The organism is Agrobacterium larrymoorei (assembly GCF_030819275.1).
GTDB classification, from domain to species: Bacteria; Pseudomonadota; Alphaproteobacteria; order Rhizobiales; family Rhizobiaceae; genus Agrobacterium; species Agrobacterium larrymoorei_B.
Window position 1 is genome coordinate 648,127 of the sequence record NZ_JAUTBL010000001.1, and the last position, 16,477, is coordinate 664,603.

The 16,477-nt window shown below is 58.5% G+C and carries 16 protein-coding genes; 5 read left to right on the top strand and 11 right to left on the bottom strand.

Annotated elements, in window-relative coordinates:
• The first annotated feature begins 156 nt into the window (after positions 1 to 156).
• Together QE408_RS02900 and QE408_RS02905 are read left to right on the top strand one after the other, a co-directional pair.
• Entirely contained in the window at positions 157 to 1,008 is an 852-nt protein-coding gene (locus QE408_RS02900) for a TIGR02587 family membrane protein (protein ID WP_306928382.1), read from the top strand.
• A 7-nt stretch (positions 1,009 to 1,015) separates the two neighbouring features.
• The gene (locus QE408_RS02905) at positions 1,016 to 1,426 is read left to right on the top strand and encodes a TIGR02588 family protein (protein WP_306928384.1); all 411 of its coding nucleotides are present in this window, start codon (positions 1,016 to 1,018) and stop codon (positions 1,424 to 1,426) included.
• A 3-nt stretch (positions 1,427 to 1,429) separates the two neighbouring features.
• Here QE408_RS02905 and QE408_RS02910 read toward each other — a convergent pair whose 3' ends face one another.
• The 6 genes from QE408_RS02910 to QE408_RS02935 all read right to left on the bottom strand — a co-directional run bounded on the left by QE408_RS02910 (position 1,430) and on the right by QE408_RS02935 (position 7,580).
• Complete coding sequence (locus QE408_RS02910; RefSeq protein WP_306928387.1) at positions 1,430 to 2,506, bottom strand: ABC transporter ATP-binding protein; 1,077 nt, start codon at positions 2,504 to 2,506, stop codon at positions 1,430 to 1,432.
• On the bottom strand, positions 2,503 to 3,333 hold the full coding sequence (locus QE408_RS02915) for a carbohydrate ABC transporter permease (RefSeq protein ID WP_306928389.1): 831 nt from the start codon (positions 3,331 to 3,333) through the stop codon (positions 2,503 to 2,505). Before QE408_RS02915 ends, QE408_RS02910 begins: the two co-directional genes overlap by 4 nt.
• On the bottom strand, positions 3,323 to 4,222 hold the full coding sequence (locus QE408_RS02920; protein WP_306928391.1) for a carbohydrate ABC transporter permease: 900 nt from the start codon (positions 4,220 to 4,222) through the stop codon (positions 3,323 to 3,325). The genes QE408_RS02915 and QE408_RS02920 overlap by 11 nt, the downstream gene beginning before the upstream one ends.
• 124 nt (positions 4,223 to 4,346) lie before the next feature.
• Positions 4,347 to 5,552: an ABC transporter substrate-binding protein gene (locus QE408_RS02925; protein ID WP_306928392.1), complete on the bottom strand. Its 1,206-nt coding sequence runs from the start codon at positions 5,550 to 5,552 to the stop codon at positions 4,347 to 4,349.
• Between the two features lie 52 nt (positions 5,553 to 5,604).
• Positions 5,605 to 6,537 carry a sugar phosphate isomerase/epimerase family protein gene (locus QE408_RS02930; RefSeq protein ID WP_306928394.1) on the bottom strand — a complete coding sequence of 311 codons (933 nt, stop codon included), beginning with the start codon at positions 6,535 to 6,537 and terminating at the stop codon, positions 5,605 to 5,607.
• 8 nt (positions 6,538 to 6,545) lie between these two features.
• Entirely contained in the window at positions 6,546 to 7,580 is a 1,035-nt protein-coding gene (locus QE408_RS02935; RefSeq protein WP_306928397.1) for a Gfo/Idh/MocA family protein, read from the bottom strand.
• Positions 7,581 to 7,716: 136 nt separating this feature from the next.
• Between QE408_RS02935 and QE408_RS02940 the strand changes: the two genes are divergently transcribed.
• Positions 7,717 to 8,757 carry a LacI family DNA-binding transcriptional regulator gene (locus tag QE408_RS02940; RefSeq protein WP_306928399.1) on the top strand — a complete coding sequence of 347 codons (1,041 nt, stop codon included), beginning with the start codon at positions 7,717 to 7,719 and terminating at the stop codon, positions 8,755 to 8,757.
• 42 nt (positions 8,758 to 8,799) lie between these two features.
• On the opposite strand, the gene QE408_RS02945 is transcribed toward QE408_RS02940, so the two are convergent.
• From QE408_RS02945 to QE408_RS02965, 5 genes are all read right to left on the bottom strand, one after another.
• Positions 8,800 to 10,803, bottom strand: coding sequence for an aldo/keto reductase (locus tag QE408_RS02945; protein ID WP_306928400.1), 2,004 nt, complete (start codon positions 10,801 to 10,803; stop codon positions 8,800 to 8,802).
• Positions 10,804 to 10,838: 35 nt separating this feature from the next.
• Positions 10,839 to 11,921 (bottom strand): ABC transporter ATP-binding protein, encoded by a 1,083-nt coding sequence (locus tag QE408_RS02950; protein ID WP_306928401.1) that lies wholly within the window; start codon positions 11,919 to 11,921, stop codon positions 10,839 to 10,841.
• 15 nt (positions 11,922 to 11,936) lie between these two features.
• Positions 11,937 to 12,773, bottom strand: a complete 837-nt coding sequence (locus QE408_RS02955; RefSeq protein ID WP_306928403.1) for a carbohydrate ABC transporter permease — start codon at positions 12,771 to 12,773, stop codon at positions 11,937 to 11,939.
• Entirely contained in the window at positions 12,770 to 13,630 is an 861-nt protein-coding gene (locus QE408_RS02960; protein ID WP_306928404.1) for a carbohydrate ABC transporter permease, read from the bottom strand. The genes QE408_RS02955 and QE408_RS02960 overlap by 4 nt, the downstream gene beginning before the upstream one ends.
• A gap of 90 nt (positions 13,631 to 13,720) precedes the next feature.
• Positions 13,721 to 14,992: an ABC transporter substrate-binding protein gene (locus QE408_RS02965; protein ID WP_306928405.1), complete on the bottom strand. Its 1,272-nt coding sequence runs from the start codon at positions 14,990 to 14,992 to the stop codon at positions 13,721 to 13,723.
• A gap of 86 nt (positions 14,993 to 15,078) precedes the next feature.
• Between QE408_RS02965 and QE408_RS02970 the strand changes: the two genes are divergently transcribed.
• Entirely contained in the window at positions 15,079 to 15,972 is an 894-nt protein-coding gene (locus tag QE408_RS02970) for a helix-turn-helix domain-containing protein (RefSeq protein WP_306930168.1), read from the top strand.
• Between the two features lie 210 nt (positions 15,973 to 16,182).
• Positions 16,183 to 16,413: a helix-turn-helix domain-containing protein gene (locus tag QE408_RS02975; protein ID WP_306928407.1), complete on the top strand. Its 231-nt coding sequence runs from the start codon at positions 16,183 to 16,185 to the stop codon at positions 16,411 to 16,413.
• Positions 16,414 to 16,477 lie beyond the last annotated feature (64 nt).

Genomic DNA, 16,477 nt, shown 5'->3' on the forward strand with positions numbered 1-16,477 from the left:
GTTAACGCGGACCTTTCGCTCCTGCTAAAATTAACTTCGGCACCCCCTTGACCGAGTGCCCGACTGAGTCGCTCGACCGTCGTCAGAACATCCTCTTCTACGCCTGCTGGAACCGGCCATAATTCAGACGGTTATAAGCTCATCCGGGGGAAGAAGATGGCTGAGAGCGCGACGCAAAATTCATCGAAGGAAACCGAGTTTCTGACCGGGCTCGCGCGCGGCGTCGGTGGCGCGCTTCTCTTTGCGCTTCCGATGTTCATGACGATGGAGATGTGGTTCCTCGGCTTCTACATGTCGCATGAAAAGCTGCTTCTTCTCTGCGTCCTCAACATTCCGCTGCTGGTCGTCCTGGCAAAGCGCGTGGGATTTGAAAAAACCTCGTCATGGTTCGAAGCGATCCGTGATGCGGTGACGGCTTACGGCCTGGCGATCATCGTCAGCGCTGCAATTCTTGCGCTCTTCGGGGTGATCAACGACCAGGTGACGACCAGCACGACGGTGGCAAAGATCGCAATCCAGGCGGTGCCCGCCAGCATCGGCGCGCTTCTCGGGCGCAGCCAGCTTGGCATGCATTCTGAAGACGATGATGAGGAAGACGACGACGCCGAGACAGAAACGAGCTACTTCATTGAACTGTTCATGATGTTGGTGGGCGCCCTTTTCCTAGCGCTCAATGTCGCCCCGACAGAGGAGATGATCCTCATCGCCTACAAGATCACACCCTATCAGACACTCATCACTGTGCTGCTGTCGCTCACGCTCATGCATGGTTTCGTCTATGCCCTGCACTTCAAGGGCGGGCACGGCCGATCGGAAGACAGCGCCTGGTGGCACACCTTCATCCGCTTCACCATCCCGGGTTATGTCATCGCACTTGGCATCAGCCTCTACTGCCTGTGGAGCTTCGAGCGGCTCACGGGAACATCCTTGTCAGAGTTTGCCGCAGCCGTGGTCATCTTGGGCTTTCCCGCGGCGATCGGCGCCGCTTCCGCCCGCCTCGTATTATGAGAACGCCATGACCAAATCCTCCGTAGACGGCCATATCGAAACCTCATCGCCCCACTGGATCGAATGGGTCACCGGCATCGTCTCGTCGTTGCTCGTGATGGCACTGCTCGGATGGATCTCATGGGACATCTATCGCTATGACGACGCCAAGCCGGATTTCGAGCTCTCCGTCATCTCGACAGATCCTGTCGGCAGCGGCTTCAGGGTGAATTTCGCCATCCACAATGTCAGCCAGACGACGGCCGCAACGGTGCATGTGGTCGGCACGTTGCGCAGCGTAGACGGCGCGACGGATACAGCCGATGTGACCTTCGATTATGTTGCAGCCGAATCCCACGACAACGGCACCCTCTTCTTCAAGAGCGACCCGCAGGCAGGCGCATTGGAACTGCATGTAGCCGGCTTTACCGATCCTTGAGGATCAAAGTCGTTTGTCGGTCTCATCGTCGAAGAGATGCAGCGACGCGGGATCGATGATGAAACCGACCAAGTCACCAGCTTTCACATTGCTTCTTCCCTGAAGCGCGACGGTCATTTCCGGCTGGGTTGCGGTGGTGACGGAGGTCGCAGAGCCTGTCGTTTCCACGATCCCGACCGGCAGGGTGATGGTCGATGAGCCGGGCGGTGCAAGCGTGATGTGCTCCGGCCGGATGCCCACGGTCACGCGTGCGCCCGGCGTGAAGGCAACCGGCGACAGGATTGTCTGAGGTTCCGATGTGCCGCCGAAATTCAAAACAAGTGTTCGTCCATCCTCCGAAGCGACAGCCGGCACGAAGTTCATCGCCGGAGAGCCGATGAAGCCAGCGACGAAGCGGTTGACCGGCCGGTCGTAGAGTTCAAGCGGCGCTCCCTGCTGTTCGATCACACCGGCGCGCATGACGACGACATGATCGGCCATGGTCATGGCTTCGATCTGGTCATGCGTGACATACACTGAGGTCGCGCCGAGACTGTTGTGCAATTTGCGGATTTCGGCCCGCATATGAACGCGAAGTGCTGCATCGAGATTGGATAGTGGCTCATCGAACAGGAACGCCTTGGGATTGCGGATGATGGCACGACCCATCGCAACACGCTGGCGCTGACCGCCGGAGAGCTCGCGCGGATAGCGGTTCAGAAGCGCGGTGAGGCCAGTGATCTGGGCAATCTCTTCCGCCTTGCGACGTGCCTCGAGCTTTGACACGCCCTTCAGCCGCAAAGAATAGGTGAGGTTCTTCTCCACCGTCATATGCGGATAAAGCGCGTAGGATTGGAACACCATGGCGATATCGCGCATGCGCGGCGGCTGGCGGGTGATGTCCTCGCCTTCGATGCGGATCGCGCCGCTGGTGATTGTCTCCAGCCCGGCAAGGGTGCGCAGCAAGGTCGACTTGCCACAGCCGGACGGCCCGACAAGCGCCACGAACTGGCCTTTTGGGATGGCGATATCGATGCCGCGCAGCGCATGGTAGGCGCCGTAATGTTTCTGGATGCCGGACAGTTCGATCTGCAATGTCATTTGAGCGCTCCGGATGTCAGACCGCTGACGATGCGGCGCTGAAGCAGGACGAAGATGATGAGAATGGGCGTTACATAGATCGCCGCGAAGGTCATGATGCCGGTCCAGTCGGAGGCGTTCGGCCCGACGAAGAACTGCAGGCCGACAGTCGCAGGCTGGAAGGCTCTGTCGGTGATGAGCGAGCGCGAATAGACATATTCGCCCAGCGACTGGAGAAAGATGAGGATCGCCGAAACCAGAATGCCATTGCGGGCAAGCGGCACCGAGATGCGAAGGAATGCGCCGATGCGGCTGTTGCCATCCACCAGCGCCGCCTCTTCAAGCTCGCGCGGCACCTGGGTAAAGGCTGCCCGCACCAGAACGATATAGAGCGGCAGCTTGTTGGCAGCCGTTGCCAGGATGACGCCAGTGCGCGGCCATGACAGCAGGCCAAGCTGACTGAAAGCGACGAAGATCGGCGTCACCATCAGGGATGGCGGCAGGACCTGCAGCATCAGAACGAGGAAGAGTGCCAGATCCATCCAGACCGAGCGGACACGCGCCAGAGCGTAGGCGCAACCCGTGCCGAAGAGCACGACAAGCGAGACCGTACCGAAGGCGATGACCAGCGAGTTCTGGATAAAGGTATCCATGCCCATGTCGTTCCAGACACGGGTAACCTTCAACTCGGGATGATGCGGCCAGAGTGTCGGCGGGTTGGCGAAGGTCTCGGTGTTAGTCTTCAGCGCGGTGACATACATCCAGTAGAGCGGGAAGAGGTAGATCGCGACGATAGCGACGGCGATGGCCAGCAGGAGCCAGCGTTTCCAGGGGGTGCTAGACAACATGTTCGTGCCTCGTCGAGCGGACATAAGCGGTGGCGACGACGATGACCAGAAGGGTCATCACGACGGAGACGACCGATCCATGGCCGATGCGGTATTCGCGGAAGGCAAGCTCCCAGGACCAATATTGCAGCACGTTGGAGGCATTCGACGGACCGCCTTGTGTCAGGGCCGCAAAGAGGTCGAACTGCTGCAGGGTGAAAATGATGCCAAGCGAAATGACGGCACCGAGTTGCGCCCGCATCATCGGCAGGGTGATGGTGAAGAAGCGCTGCAAGCGCGTTGCTCCATCCAGTTCCGCTGCCTCGTAAACGTCATCGGGGATAGAGGCGAGACCGACGGACAACAGGATCATGTTGAAGGGAACGCCGAGCCAGATATTGGCGATGATAACGGAGTAGATCGAGATCGACGGATCGGAAAGCCAGAAGATCTTCTGCTGGGTGAGGCCCACCGATTGCAGGAGCCAGTTCAACACACCGAAGTCACCGGCGAGAATCCAGCCCCAGATGGCACCGACCACAAGCCCTGGCATGATCCAGCCCGCGAGAAACAGTCCGCGCAGCCAGGAGGCACCGGGAAAATCAAGCCGGAAGAACAAGGCAAGAGCCAGCCCGATCCCAAGCTGGAAGATCACCGACAGGAAGACGAAGAGGAAGGTGTTGCGCACGATCGGCATGAATAGCGGATCGTCGATGATCTCGCGGTAATTATCGAGACCGGCAAACGGGCGGTCGAAGGTGGCGATGGTAAAAAGATCGACGCTCTGGAACGAGATCACCAGATTGTAGATCAACGGGAAGGCCGAAAAGGTAACGAGGTAGGCAAGCGCGAACAGAACCAGCGCGCTGTCAAACCCACCGCCATCGCGGAAAACTCTGAAACGGAGCATTTCGCCTCCCGACATCTCACATCCGCATTCCAGCAAAGCGGACCATGCGCTTAATCAGTTTGAAAACTGGCTGCGGACCTCAACGCGCCCGCAGCCTCTTGATCAAAGGACCAGATCAACCAGCTTACTTGAGGATCTTGTCGATCGACTTCTGCGCTGTCGTCAGCGCATTTTCCGCTGTGGCTTGGCCGGTCAAAGTCGTCTGGATCGCGGTTTGAATGGCCTTTGAAATCTTCGACCAGTCGGGGCTTGGGCCGCGATTGCGCGCAAACTTCATCGACTCCTCGAACACCTTATAGGCTTGCGGATACTTGGGATCGTCGACCTTGACCGGATAGGCAGGAACATAGCCGAACTCGTTCCAGACGCGCGGCATCTGCTCATACATATATTCGATGAACTTGAACGCCTCCTTCGGATGCTTGGAGTTGGCAACGATGACGTTGTCGCCTTCACCCAAAGCGGAAGCATGTGGAGCGCCTTCCTTCGGAACCGGCAGGATCGCAACACGGTAATCGAATTTCGCATCCTGGCTCATGCGCGGCAGTTCCCATGGGCCGGAAATGCTCATGGCGGCGTTGCCTGCATTGAAGGTGCCCGTCGAATCCCACTGGCCACGGATCAGCGTGTCCTTCGAGGCAAGCCCCTCATCGATGAACTTCTTCCAGAGTGTGAGCGCTTCCACACCGCCCGGAACATTGACCTTGTTGTAATCACCGCCTGCCATCTGCAGCCATGGGAGGAACTGAAAGGTACCTTCCTCGGTCGCTGCGGCGGAGAAGGCCAAGCCATAAACGCCCTTATCAGGTTGCGTCAGCTTCTTGGCGGCATCATAAAGCTCGTTCCATGTCTGCGGCGGCTTGTCCGGATCGAGCCCTGCGGCCTTGTACATGTCGGCATTGTAGTAGAGCGCGATGGTGTTTGCCCCGCGCGGAATGCCGTAGACGCCGTCCTTGTAGGTCACGGAGGCGAGCGGGCCAGGCAGGATCTGATCGAGCTTGATCACCGAGCTTTTGTCGATCATCGGCTTCATGTCGAGCAGCAGCTTGCGCGATGCAAAGAGCGCGACATCCGGGTTGTCGATATAGGTGACGTCCGGCGCTTCGCCTGTCGCCATGGCCTTGGCCAACTCGTTGACCATGTCCGGAAACTGGACCGATCGGACATTGACCTTGATGTCCGGGTTCTTGGCGGAAAATTCCTCCGCCATCTTGTAATGATATTCGCCCGGTCGATCGACGGTCCAGAGATTGATCTGAACCTGCTCGGCCCATGCGGGCGTCGACAATGCGGCAAGTGCAACTGCACCCATTAGCTTTGCAATAGTCATGATACTCCTCCTTTGATCATGATTGCGATGCCGGTTCCCCCCGGCTTGAGTCTTACAAAAGCGACGGGTCGCCGCCTCCATATTCTGCGGCGAGATCGACGAAGGACCCTCCCCGGCTGTGCTTCAGATAGTTGAGCGCATGAACCTGCCCGGTCATTTCCAGCTGATCGCGATAGACCGGATCGTGCCAGCCTTCGATATCGATGGAGCCGGACCAGCCGGCCAGCCGAAGCTCGGAAATGATGTCGGTCCAATTGCTGTCGCCAAAGCCCGGCGTGCGCATGAAGACGAAGGGGTGCTTGCCAAAGATACCGTGCTCCTTGACCACATCCCAACGGATGGTCGCGTCCTTGCCGTGGACGTGGAAAATCTTGTGCGCCCATTTGCGGATCTGCGGCAGCGGGTCGATCAGGTAGACCATCTGGTGGCAGGGCTCCCACTCCAGACCGATATTATCATCCGGCGTCTCGTTGAACATCAGTTCCCAGGCATCCGGATTGTGAGCAATGTTCCAGTCACCCGTTTGCCAGTTGCCGTCCATGGCGCAGTTTTCAAAGGCAATCTTCACACCCTTGTCGGCAGCACGCTTCGCCAGCTCGCTCCATATTTCCCTGTAGCGTGGAAGGCTGTCCGGCAAAGGCTTGCCGCGGACGCGGCCGGTGAAGCCTGCCACGCAGGTTGCGCCGAAATGATGGGCGTTGTCGATGCAGTCCTTCCAGCCTTGAAGGGTCTGGAGGTCCATCTCCGTCTCTTCCAGCGGATTGCCGAACATGCCGAGCGTCGAAATGGTGATGTCGCGGTCGCCGATGGCTTCGACGCAGCGCTTGCCAAGCTCCGCAAGGTCCTGGCCATTGGTCGTCTGCCAGAAAAACGGTTCAAAGCTCTCGAATCCAAGGTCGCCAATTTCCGAGATTCGTTCGGCGGCGTCCCCTTTTGTGGCACTGACCATGGTGCCGATGCGGACGGATTTTGCTGGATCGCTCATATTAGACCTCAAATCTTGATAGGAACACGCTGACCGGTGCGGGCGCTTTCAATCGCGCCCATGACCATGGCCAGGCTTTTGATATTGTCGGAGGAGACGGTCTCTGGAACCGTCCCATTTTCGATGGCACGCACGAATGACAAGAGCACGCTAGCATGCCCTTCCGTCTGCTCTTCATTCACGTTTTCAGAAACGTTTACGGCGGAAGTTCCGCGCAGAAGCCCTTCGTCGCTTCCCGCTACGTTTGCCGAGAAACCATCCTCACCATCCCAAAGGATCATGCCCTTCGATCCGACCAGCCGCCATGTGCTTTCCCAGCTTGTCCGCTCGCCTTCGGCGCACCACGAGCCGCGATAGGTGAAGACCACATCATTTGAAAGTTCGAAGATCGCGTTGGCCGATGCGCCATGGGCGTACCATGAGCCGGCTGGATTTCTCTCCACGCAATAGACCGCCAGCGGGTTTTGATCGGCGACGAAACGCGCGGCATCGAAGGTGTGGATCGCCATATCCAGCAGCAGCACATTCTGCATTTCCTCACGGAAGCCGCCAAAGTGCGGCGCCAGAAAGAAGTCGCAATGAATGGCGGTCAACTCACCGATAACACCATCCTGAACGGCGCGATGCAGGCGGCGTATCCCTCTGATATAGCGTCTGTTTTGAACAATGGCGTGGATTTTTCCGGCACTTTCGGCAAGCTCGAGCAGCGCCTTCGCCTCTTCCAGGGAAGGTGCCATCGGCTTTTCGCTCAACACATGGCAGCCAGCCGCAAGGCCAGTGGCAACCACGCCGAAGCGGGCATCAGGGATGACGACGTCGAAAACCACATTAGCTTTGGTCTTGGTGAGGACGTCTTTGAGATCGCTGCCGATAACGACGTCTTGGAGCCCGAACTCGTCGGCCAGCGCCTGGGCGACGTTCTCGTTCAAATCGACAAGACCGCATATGCGGATCGACGATTGCAAATTTGGATGTGAGGCGATCGCGCGCAGCCAGCCTTTGGCCATAGCTCCGCACCCGCACAAAACGGCATTCAATGTCACATTGTCCTCCCTGCCGCCCGCAAACTCCTCTTTGCGGAACCAGCTTTCGTAAACGTTTACGAGACTATGCTTAAGGTGCTAGATGTGTCAAGACCGTAGTGAAGGGCTTCTCTGGTTTGGAGCCGGGAGGACATGCATGAAGGGTATCCGCCAGCTCGCAGACTATCTGGACATCTCTATCGGCACCGTATCCCGCGCCTTGAACGGCAAGCCGGATGTGAATGACGATACCCGTCGCAGAGTCTTGGAGGCGGCAGAAAAGCTGGGCTACGTCGCAAACCAGTCCGGGCGCAGCCTGCGACAGGGTGCCACGAACGTCATCGGCCTGATGACCGGGTCCGACACGCAAGCGGTCGAAAACGCCGACAACTTTTTCCTGGGCGTGACGGATGGCTTGCAGAGTGTTTTCTCGACCCACAATCTCGACCTCATCGTCCTGCCTTGTCCTGCAGAAGAGGATCCCGACGAGTATTTGAAGCGCATGGTGGCAAGGCGCATGGTCGATGCGATGGTTATTTCGTCCACCAGCCGGATCGACAAGCGCGTCGACTTCCTCAAGCAGACGCGCCTGCCCTTCGTCACTCTGGGGCGAACGGGCTCCAGCACCGATCACGCCTGGATCGATCTCGATTTCGAAGGTGTGGCAAGAACCGCCGTGGCTCGCCTTGCGGCGGCCGGCCACCGATCGATTGCCCTTGCAGCACCCGATACCGATATCAATCTCGGCTACATCTTCCTGGAAGGCTATCGCAAAGGTCTGGAGGACGCGTCTCTCCCCTATGACGAAAAACTCATCATTCGCGCCAGGTCCAGCGAACAGGGTGGCTATCACGCGGCAAGCGAGTGGTTGCAGATGCGGCCACGCCCCACAGCCCTGATCCTGATTTACGAGTTGATGGCGATCGGTCTATACCGGCGCCTTGCAGAGGTGAAACTTCGCGCTGGACAGGATCTCGCTGTCATCGGCTTTCGCGAGGGCCCGAGCGGCCAGTTTCTCGAGCCGAGGTTGACGAGTTTCCGCATGTCGCTGCGCGATCTCGGCGTCTCCGTCGGCAAGACCCTGCTATCGACCATGCCGGCCTATAGCGGCTTCTATCCGCAACAGCCCAAGCACATCGTCTGGCCGATGCAGCTCATTCCGGGCGACAGCGATATCACCAACCTGCAATCCAAGTGACATCCGGCCGCGCAGTTTCCGCGGCGGGATATTTATTATCAATCAAGCTTCCAGCCAGCGCACCTGCTCAGGCGTGAGCTTGATATCGAGCGCCGACAGGCTGTCTTCCAGCTCGGCAATGGTGCGCGGGCCGATTAGCGGAATGACGGGGAACGGCTGAGCGATCACATAGGCAAGCGCGATGTGGATCGGCTGACGACCAACCTCCTTGGCAAGCTCGATTGCCCGGTCGCGGCGCTCGAAATTGCGCTCGGAGTACCAGACGCGCACGATCTCCTCATCGTCCCGCTTGTCGCGGCCTGCCCTGTCGGTGAAGAAGCCTCGGCCTTGGCTGGACCAGGCAAAGTTCGGAATCTGGCGCTCTTTAGCCCATTCTTTCCAAGGCTCGTCGGAGGCTGCGACACATCCGGCCCAGATCGGGTCCAGCATTTCGGCCAGCGAGAAATTGTTGGAAAGCGCGCCCGGCGCGGTCTTGCCGGTCTTCTCAGCATAGGCGATTGCATCGTCCATGCGCTGGCGCGTCCAGTTCGAACCGCCAAAAATGCCGCGGATGCGCCCGCGTTGTACTTCGGCATCCATCGCATCGACGAACTCACCGACCGGCACATCGGTATTGTCGCGGTGCATGAAATAGATATCTACATAATCCGTCTTCAGCCGGTTCAAAGATTGGTCGAGCTGCTTTTCAATTACATCGGGATAGCAAAGCGGCGAATGCGCGCCCTTGCCGATCAGCACGATGTCTTCGCGCGGGACGTTGCGGCTGGTGTGCCAGTCGCCAAAAATCGCTTCCGTCTTGCCGCCGCCATAGACGAAGGCGGTGTCAAAGAGATTGCCGCCTGCCTCATAGAAGCTGTCGAGGGTCAGCGATGCGGAAGCGAAGTTCGGGAAGAACTCGAAACCGAGCGCCACGACGGATGCGGGCTTGGCAACGCCCGGAATCTGACGCTTGGGTACGGAACTGCCGGGCGCAACCTTACCGCCCGCGATGTTCAGAACACGCTTGGCCGCACTCTCCACGCCATATTCCAGTCCCACCGAGGCGCGCCACTGATCCATGACCCGGAGATTTCCAAGCGTGTCGGCCCAGCTCATGCCGGGATAGGCGAATTCCTGGGACTGGTTGCGAATGGCTTCGCCTGCCACATCCACCTCGAATGAGTAGAGATAACGATCTTCGGCAACCTCGATCGTCTGGCGATCCTTGCCCTTGACGATGTCGATCTTGCCGACACCGCCCTTGTGGCCGGAAGCGAACCAGAAGTCCTGCACCTCGATGCGCCCGTCCGAACCGATGATGCGCAGCACATTGTCCTGGTTCGCCATGATCGAGCAGGACACTTCGGCGATGATCTCGTTGGGAAACTTCAGCACGGCCGAGGCCCATTCATCGACCCCCGACTGACCAAGATGCGCGACGCCAGAGACCTTGGTGGGCTCCAGGAAAGGCTGCCCTGAAACGGCACCGGCAATCAACCGCGCCATGGAAACCGGATAGCCACCAACATCAAGAATGCCGCCGCCAGCAGTCTCATTGGCAAACAGGCGGTGATCGGCGCGGAAGCTGCCCATGCTGAAACCGAAGCTGGAGCGGATGATCCTCACCTCGCCGATCGCGCCGCCTTTGACCAACTCGACGATCTTGGCGGTCTGCGGATGCAGGCGGTACATATAGGCTTCGCCAGCGAAGACGCCCGCCTTCTTCGCCTCATGGAAAATCGCGTCGGCATCATAAGCAGAAAGCGCAATCGGCTTCTCCACCAGCACATGCTTGCCAGCACGGATCGCCTTTATCGCCCATTCGGCATGGCCGGTATGCGGGGTTGCAATATAGACGGCATCAATTTCGGCATCGGACAGCAGCGCATCATAGCCATTGACGATGCGGGCGCCGGGGAAGCCGTCGCTCAAGCCGGGCCGATCGGGATTGCGTGTGGCGATTGCGACAAGCTTGCCGGTGGTGGAGTTGGCGACGCCTTCGGCGAAGGTCTTGGCGATGGTACCGGGTCCGATGATGCCCCAGCGGATGGGTTGAAGGTCGGGCATGATATTCCTCGTCTGCTTTGGATGGGAGAATGACTTCAGCGCAGGCGGGTGCCGGTGCTGTCGAAAAGGAAGGCCTTGCGGGCCGGAACGGACACGGTGAGTTTGTCGAGCTTACCGACATGGCGGGACTCTGGCCGCTCGATAATCAACGGCAACTCTTCCGCCAGATGCGCATAGACGTAGCTGGTATTGCCGAGATGTTCGGCGACATCCACGGCAACCGTCAGATCAGCCGCCTTGCCGGCATCCTCGAAATGCTCCGGGCGAATCCCGAGCGTTATCGGTGCCCCGATCCCAGGCCGCGCCGCAACCGGCAAGGTCAACGAGAATGCCGGCGCGTGGTCCAGCGTGATCGTAACGCCCTCAGCGGTCTCGTGAGCGACCTTGCCCGGCAGAAAATTCATCTTCGGCGACCCGACGAAGCCAGCAACGAAGCGATTCTCGGGATCATCATAAAGATCGAGCGGCGCGCCGACCTGCTCGATTTGACCGCCGCGCAGCACCACGATCTTATCGGCAAGCGTCATGGCTTCCGTCTGGTCGTGGGTGACATAGATCATCGTCGTGCCGAGCTGCTTGTGCAGCTTGGAGATTTCCACCCGCATCTGGACGCGCAATTCCGCATCGAGATTGGAGAGCGGCTCATCGAACAGGAAAACCTGCGGTTGGCGGACAATGGCACGTCCAATGGCGACACGCTGCCGCTGCCCGCCAGAAAGCTGCTTTGGCCTGCGCTGCATCAACTCGTTGATCTGCAAAATTTCTGCAGCACGCCGAACGCGCGCTTCCGTATCCGCCTTGGGATTGCCATTCATGCGAAGGCCGAAGGACAGATTTTCTTCAACCGTCATATGCGGATAGAGCGCGTAGGACTGGAAAACCATGGCAATGCCGCGATCGGCAGGCTCGGCATCGTTGACGACGTTGCCGCCGATCTCGATCTCGCCATCGGAGATATCTTCTAGGCCAGCGATCATGCGCAGCAAGGTCGATTTCCCGCAGCCGGATGGGCCGACAAAAACGACGAACTCGCCGTCCTCAATGTTCAGGTTCGCGCCGTGGATTACCTCCAGCGAACCATATCGTTTGACGACGTTTTTGAGTGAAAGTCCCGCCATGCGGCTCCTCCCGGATTACTTGACGGCGCCGGCTGAAATGCCGGCGATGAAATGGCGCTGCAAGACCACGAAGATGACGAGGATTGGCGCTGTGAGCAGCACGGCTCCGGCCATGATGCCGCCCCAAGAAACCTTGGTGAGACCGATCAGCGTGCCGAGGGCCACGGGTGCGGTCATCATGCCCGGACGGGAATTGATCAGCAGCGGCCAGAGGTAATTGTTCCACGACGCCAGGAACAGGATGATCGAAAGAGCGGCCATGGTCGGGCGGGCAAGTGGAAGCGCGATGCGCAGGAAGATTTGCCACTCCTTTACCCCTTCAACCCGCGCGGCGTCGAACAGCTCGCCGGGCATCATGGAAAAGGACTGACGCATGAAGAGCACGCCAAGCGAGTTGAAGAGCGGAGGCACGATCAACGCCACCCAGGTGTTGGCAAGCTTGAATTCGCGCGCCACCATGATGAATTGCGGGATGACGACGACCGCATAGGGCAAAGTGATCGTGCCGATAATGATGGCGACGACCACAGACCGTCCGGCGAAGCGATAGCGCGCGAGCGCCCATCCTGCCATCGAGGTCAGCATCACGGAGAGAACGGTGTAGACCACCGCCACGGTGATCGAGATGAACATGGCCCTTAGAAAATCGGTATCGGCCTGAAGGTTCTGAAAATTCTCGATGAAATGCGTTGACGGGATGAGCTCGATATTCGGGCTGAAGATGCCGTGATCCGGCATGGTCGAGAAGACGACCATCATCCACAGCGGGAAGAGCCAGATGAGAGCAAGCGGTGTGAGTGCCGCGTGAAGCGCGATTTTCTGCCAGAGAAGCGATCTTGATTTCGATCTCATTTCTGCTCCCTCCCGACCCAGAGATTGAAGAGCGATATGACGATGGCAAGGGCCGCGATCGTATAGGCAATCGCCGAGGCGTAACCGAAATTGAGCGAGGTGAAACCCTGGCGGTAAAGGAAGATGCCAAGCGTCTCGGTGCCACCACCCGGCCCGCCGCGATTGGTGATGAGGAAAGGCTCGGTAAAGAGCTGCATCGTGCCGATGACCGAAAGCACCATGCAGAAGATGATGATAGGCTTGAGAAGCGGCAGGGTGATATGAAAAAACTGCTGGCGTTTGCTGACCCGGTCCAGCCGCGCCGCCTCATAGACGTCGCCAGGGATCGATTGCAGTCCGGCCAGGATGATGGTGGCGTTGTAACCAGCCCAGCGCCACGTCACGGCGATGATGATCAGCGCCATGGCAGCTGTCGCATTGTCGAACCAGGAGATGGGCGAGAGACCGACAGTCACGAGCATCTTGTTAATGATGCCGAAATCGGCACTGAACATCAGACGGAAGACGGCAGCATAGGCAACCTCACCCACGACAACCGGGGCGAAGAAGGCAAAGCGGTAAAGCGGTCTTGCTTTCAGAAGCGGAGAATTGAGCAGCACGGCCATGATGGTGGCCAGCGCGATCATGATCGGCACCTGGATGACGAGAATGATCAGCGTGTTGTAAAGCGCATTGTAGAAGGCCGGATCGCCGATCAGGCGTCCCCAGTTCATCGACGGCGCGAAGCGCCAAGGATTGACGCGCGTGTTCTGGAACGACAGCAGAAACGAATTGATGATCGGCCAGAGCCAGAACGTCGTGAAGATCAGAAGATAGGGCGCGAGAAACGCATAGGCGACCCTGGTTCTGATGGGCATCTTCACCTCCCGAATGATGATTAGCATGAAGGCTGAGCCTATCCGGGCGCCCCGTGCGAGGGGCGCCCGGCTCTGGTTCAGCTTGGGAGATCATTGCGCAGCGGGAAGACCCGTCGCGGATTCGATCTGCTTGGCGGCATCATCGAGTGCCGTCTTGGCGTCCGGGTAACCGCCTGCCAGATATTTCGTCTGAACGGCGCGGTAGATCCCTTCCGCATCGGACTGGAAGGCCGTGCCTCTGCTTGGCTTGATCTTCGGCAGGGTCGCGAGAATATCCGTCCACACGGCCTGGCCGCCCCAATAGGGTTGTGGCTCCTTGACGAAGGGATCATTGACGGCAGACAGAAGCGACGGAACGAGACCGAAGGATTTCAGCATCGTCACCTGGCCCTCATTCGTCGTCAGCGCGTAATCGACGAATTTCCAGGCCGCTTCCTTGTTCTTGGAGACGGAACTGATGGCAAGCGACGAGCCGCCGAGGTTTGCCGCGCGTGGACCGTCAGCGGTCAGGCTCGGCATCGGATAGACGCCCCATTTGCCGGACAGGTCCGGAGAGCCCGAGCGGATCGAGCCTTCATACCAGCCGCCATACATCTGGCTTGCAACCTTGCCGGCGGTGTTGGCCTGAATCTTTTCATCCCAGATAGCTGCGGTGATGATGCCCGCATCCTTCATCTGCTTCAGCTTTTCCAGCGTCGCAACACAGGCCGGCTGATTGATGGTGATGGATTGGCCATCTGTCGAAAAGTAACCGCAGCCCTGCTCGTTGGAGATCATGCGGAACCATTCGCTATCGCCGTTGAAGTCGGCTTGCGTCATGACAACGCCTGGATTGGCCTCCATGACCTTCTTGCCGGCGGCGATGAAATCGTCCCAGGTCTTGATGCTTGCCGGATCGACACCGGCCTTTTCATAGAAGTCGCGGCGGTAGAAAACCGCTACCGGACCCGAGTCCCACGGAACGGCATAGGCAACGCCCTCAACTTCCAGTTCGGTGCGCTTGAACTCTGGAAAAAGTGCCTGCTTTTCAGGCGTGTAGCCGAGCGCCGTCACGTCGGTGAAACAATCAGGGAAGCGGCTCCAGAAGACTTCCGCCTCAAAGTTTTCAACGGTTACGATATCCGGCAAGCCTTCGCCCCCGGCGGCGCAGGCAGCGAGCGCCTTGTCATAGACCTGGTTGTTGCCAAGATCCTGCACGTCCACTTTGATGTCAGGATTGGCCTTGTTGAAACCCTCCAAGGTCGATTTCAGCGCCGATGCGGCAACGTTCCAGCTCCAGATGGTGATGGTGGTTTGCGCGGAAGCGGGCGCAGCCGCAAGCAGAGCGAGCGATACCGCCACGCCCGTCATTTTAAAGCACATTGAAAACCTCCCTTTTTCAATTGCCGTTCTTAAGCGAACATGTGCAGATTAGCGGGGTGACGAAATCTGTCTCGTAAAATGGGAATCTGAATTTGTCGAAAAGTAAGATCGAGGAAAAAGCCGTCTATCAGCCCGGCGCCAGCAGCATCGAGGGATGGCCCACGACGCTCCAGTTTTTCTACGCGCACCCGCCCGTCATGCTAATGCCCCACTGGCACGCGCAGGTGGAGGTCAATTACGTGATGTCGGGCAGCGTCCACTATCGCATGGGCGACCATACGTTCCGCATGAGCGCTGGGCAGATGTGCCTGTTCTGGGGCGGACAACCGCATCAGATGGACGAATCTTCTGACGATTCCTTTTACGCCGGCGCGCATCTGCCGCTCTTTCACTTCTTCCGCATGCGTCTTCCACCCGCCGTCTCTGCCATGCTGATGGGCGGTGCTACCATGCTGACGGAGGTGACGGGAAAGGCCGATGATGAGAACTTCGCCCGATGGCGGGACTATGCCAGATCGGGTGACACGGCGAAGGCCGAGAATGCTGTGCAGGAGTTGATCCTGCGTGTCGAGCGCATGTTCATGGAACCCTACAGCGTCATTTCCTCGACCTCCTCGGCATCGAAAACGACCAGCCAGAACAATGCCGCCTCTGTTGCGGTGGCGCGGATGTGCGATTTCATCGCCGCCAATTTTCTTGAAGATATCGACGCGACGGATATTGCCCGGGTCGCGAACCTGCATCCCAAATACGCGATGAACGTCTTCCGCAAATCGACCGGCATGACGCTGATGAAATATCTGACACTGCTCCGGCTCTCCCGCGCCCAGGCGATGCTGGTCAACGGCAAGGACAATATCCTCAGCATCGCGATGGAAAGCGGCTTCGGTTCGGTCAGCGCCTTCAACAAGGCATTCCGCCAAATTGCCGGTATCCCGCCCTCGGGGTTTCGACGCGGTTCCAGCGGCTATTTTCAGTGATCCGCGGCTCGTTTCACCAACCCGCACAACCGCCAACGAACAGGTATATTCGTTAACCGCAATTTAACTATTGCAAGCGCGGCAAAGATGGCTATTTTCCCTGCTGCGCTGCAACATTCATCTCTCCTTTGCAGCGCAGTCGCATGCAATTCAACGCGACGGCATTCGCCGCCGGCACATTCAGTGTCCATTATTATAGGGAGATTACTCATGACGATTTCCGTCTCTACATCTTTTACAGGACATGAAACCAGCGCCCCTTTTGCAGGCAAAATCGCCTCGGCGCGTAACGCTGCAGGTTACACTGTCGACCAGTTGGCTCTGACCTGCGGGCTGACCTCGCAGGAAATTCTGGCGCTCGAAACGGGCGCGGATAGTGATCCGTCGCGACTGAAACGCGTTGCAAACGCGCTTCAGCTGCCTTTGACTGCCGTTCTCTAAAACGATCCTTCAAGATCGAAAAAGGGCGCCTGCCGGCGGAGACCGCCTGCAGGCGCCCTTTTTT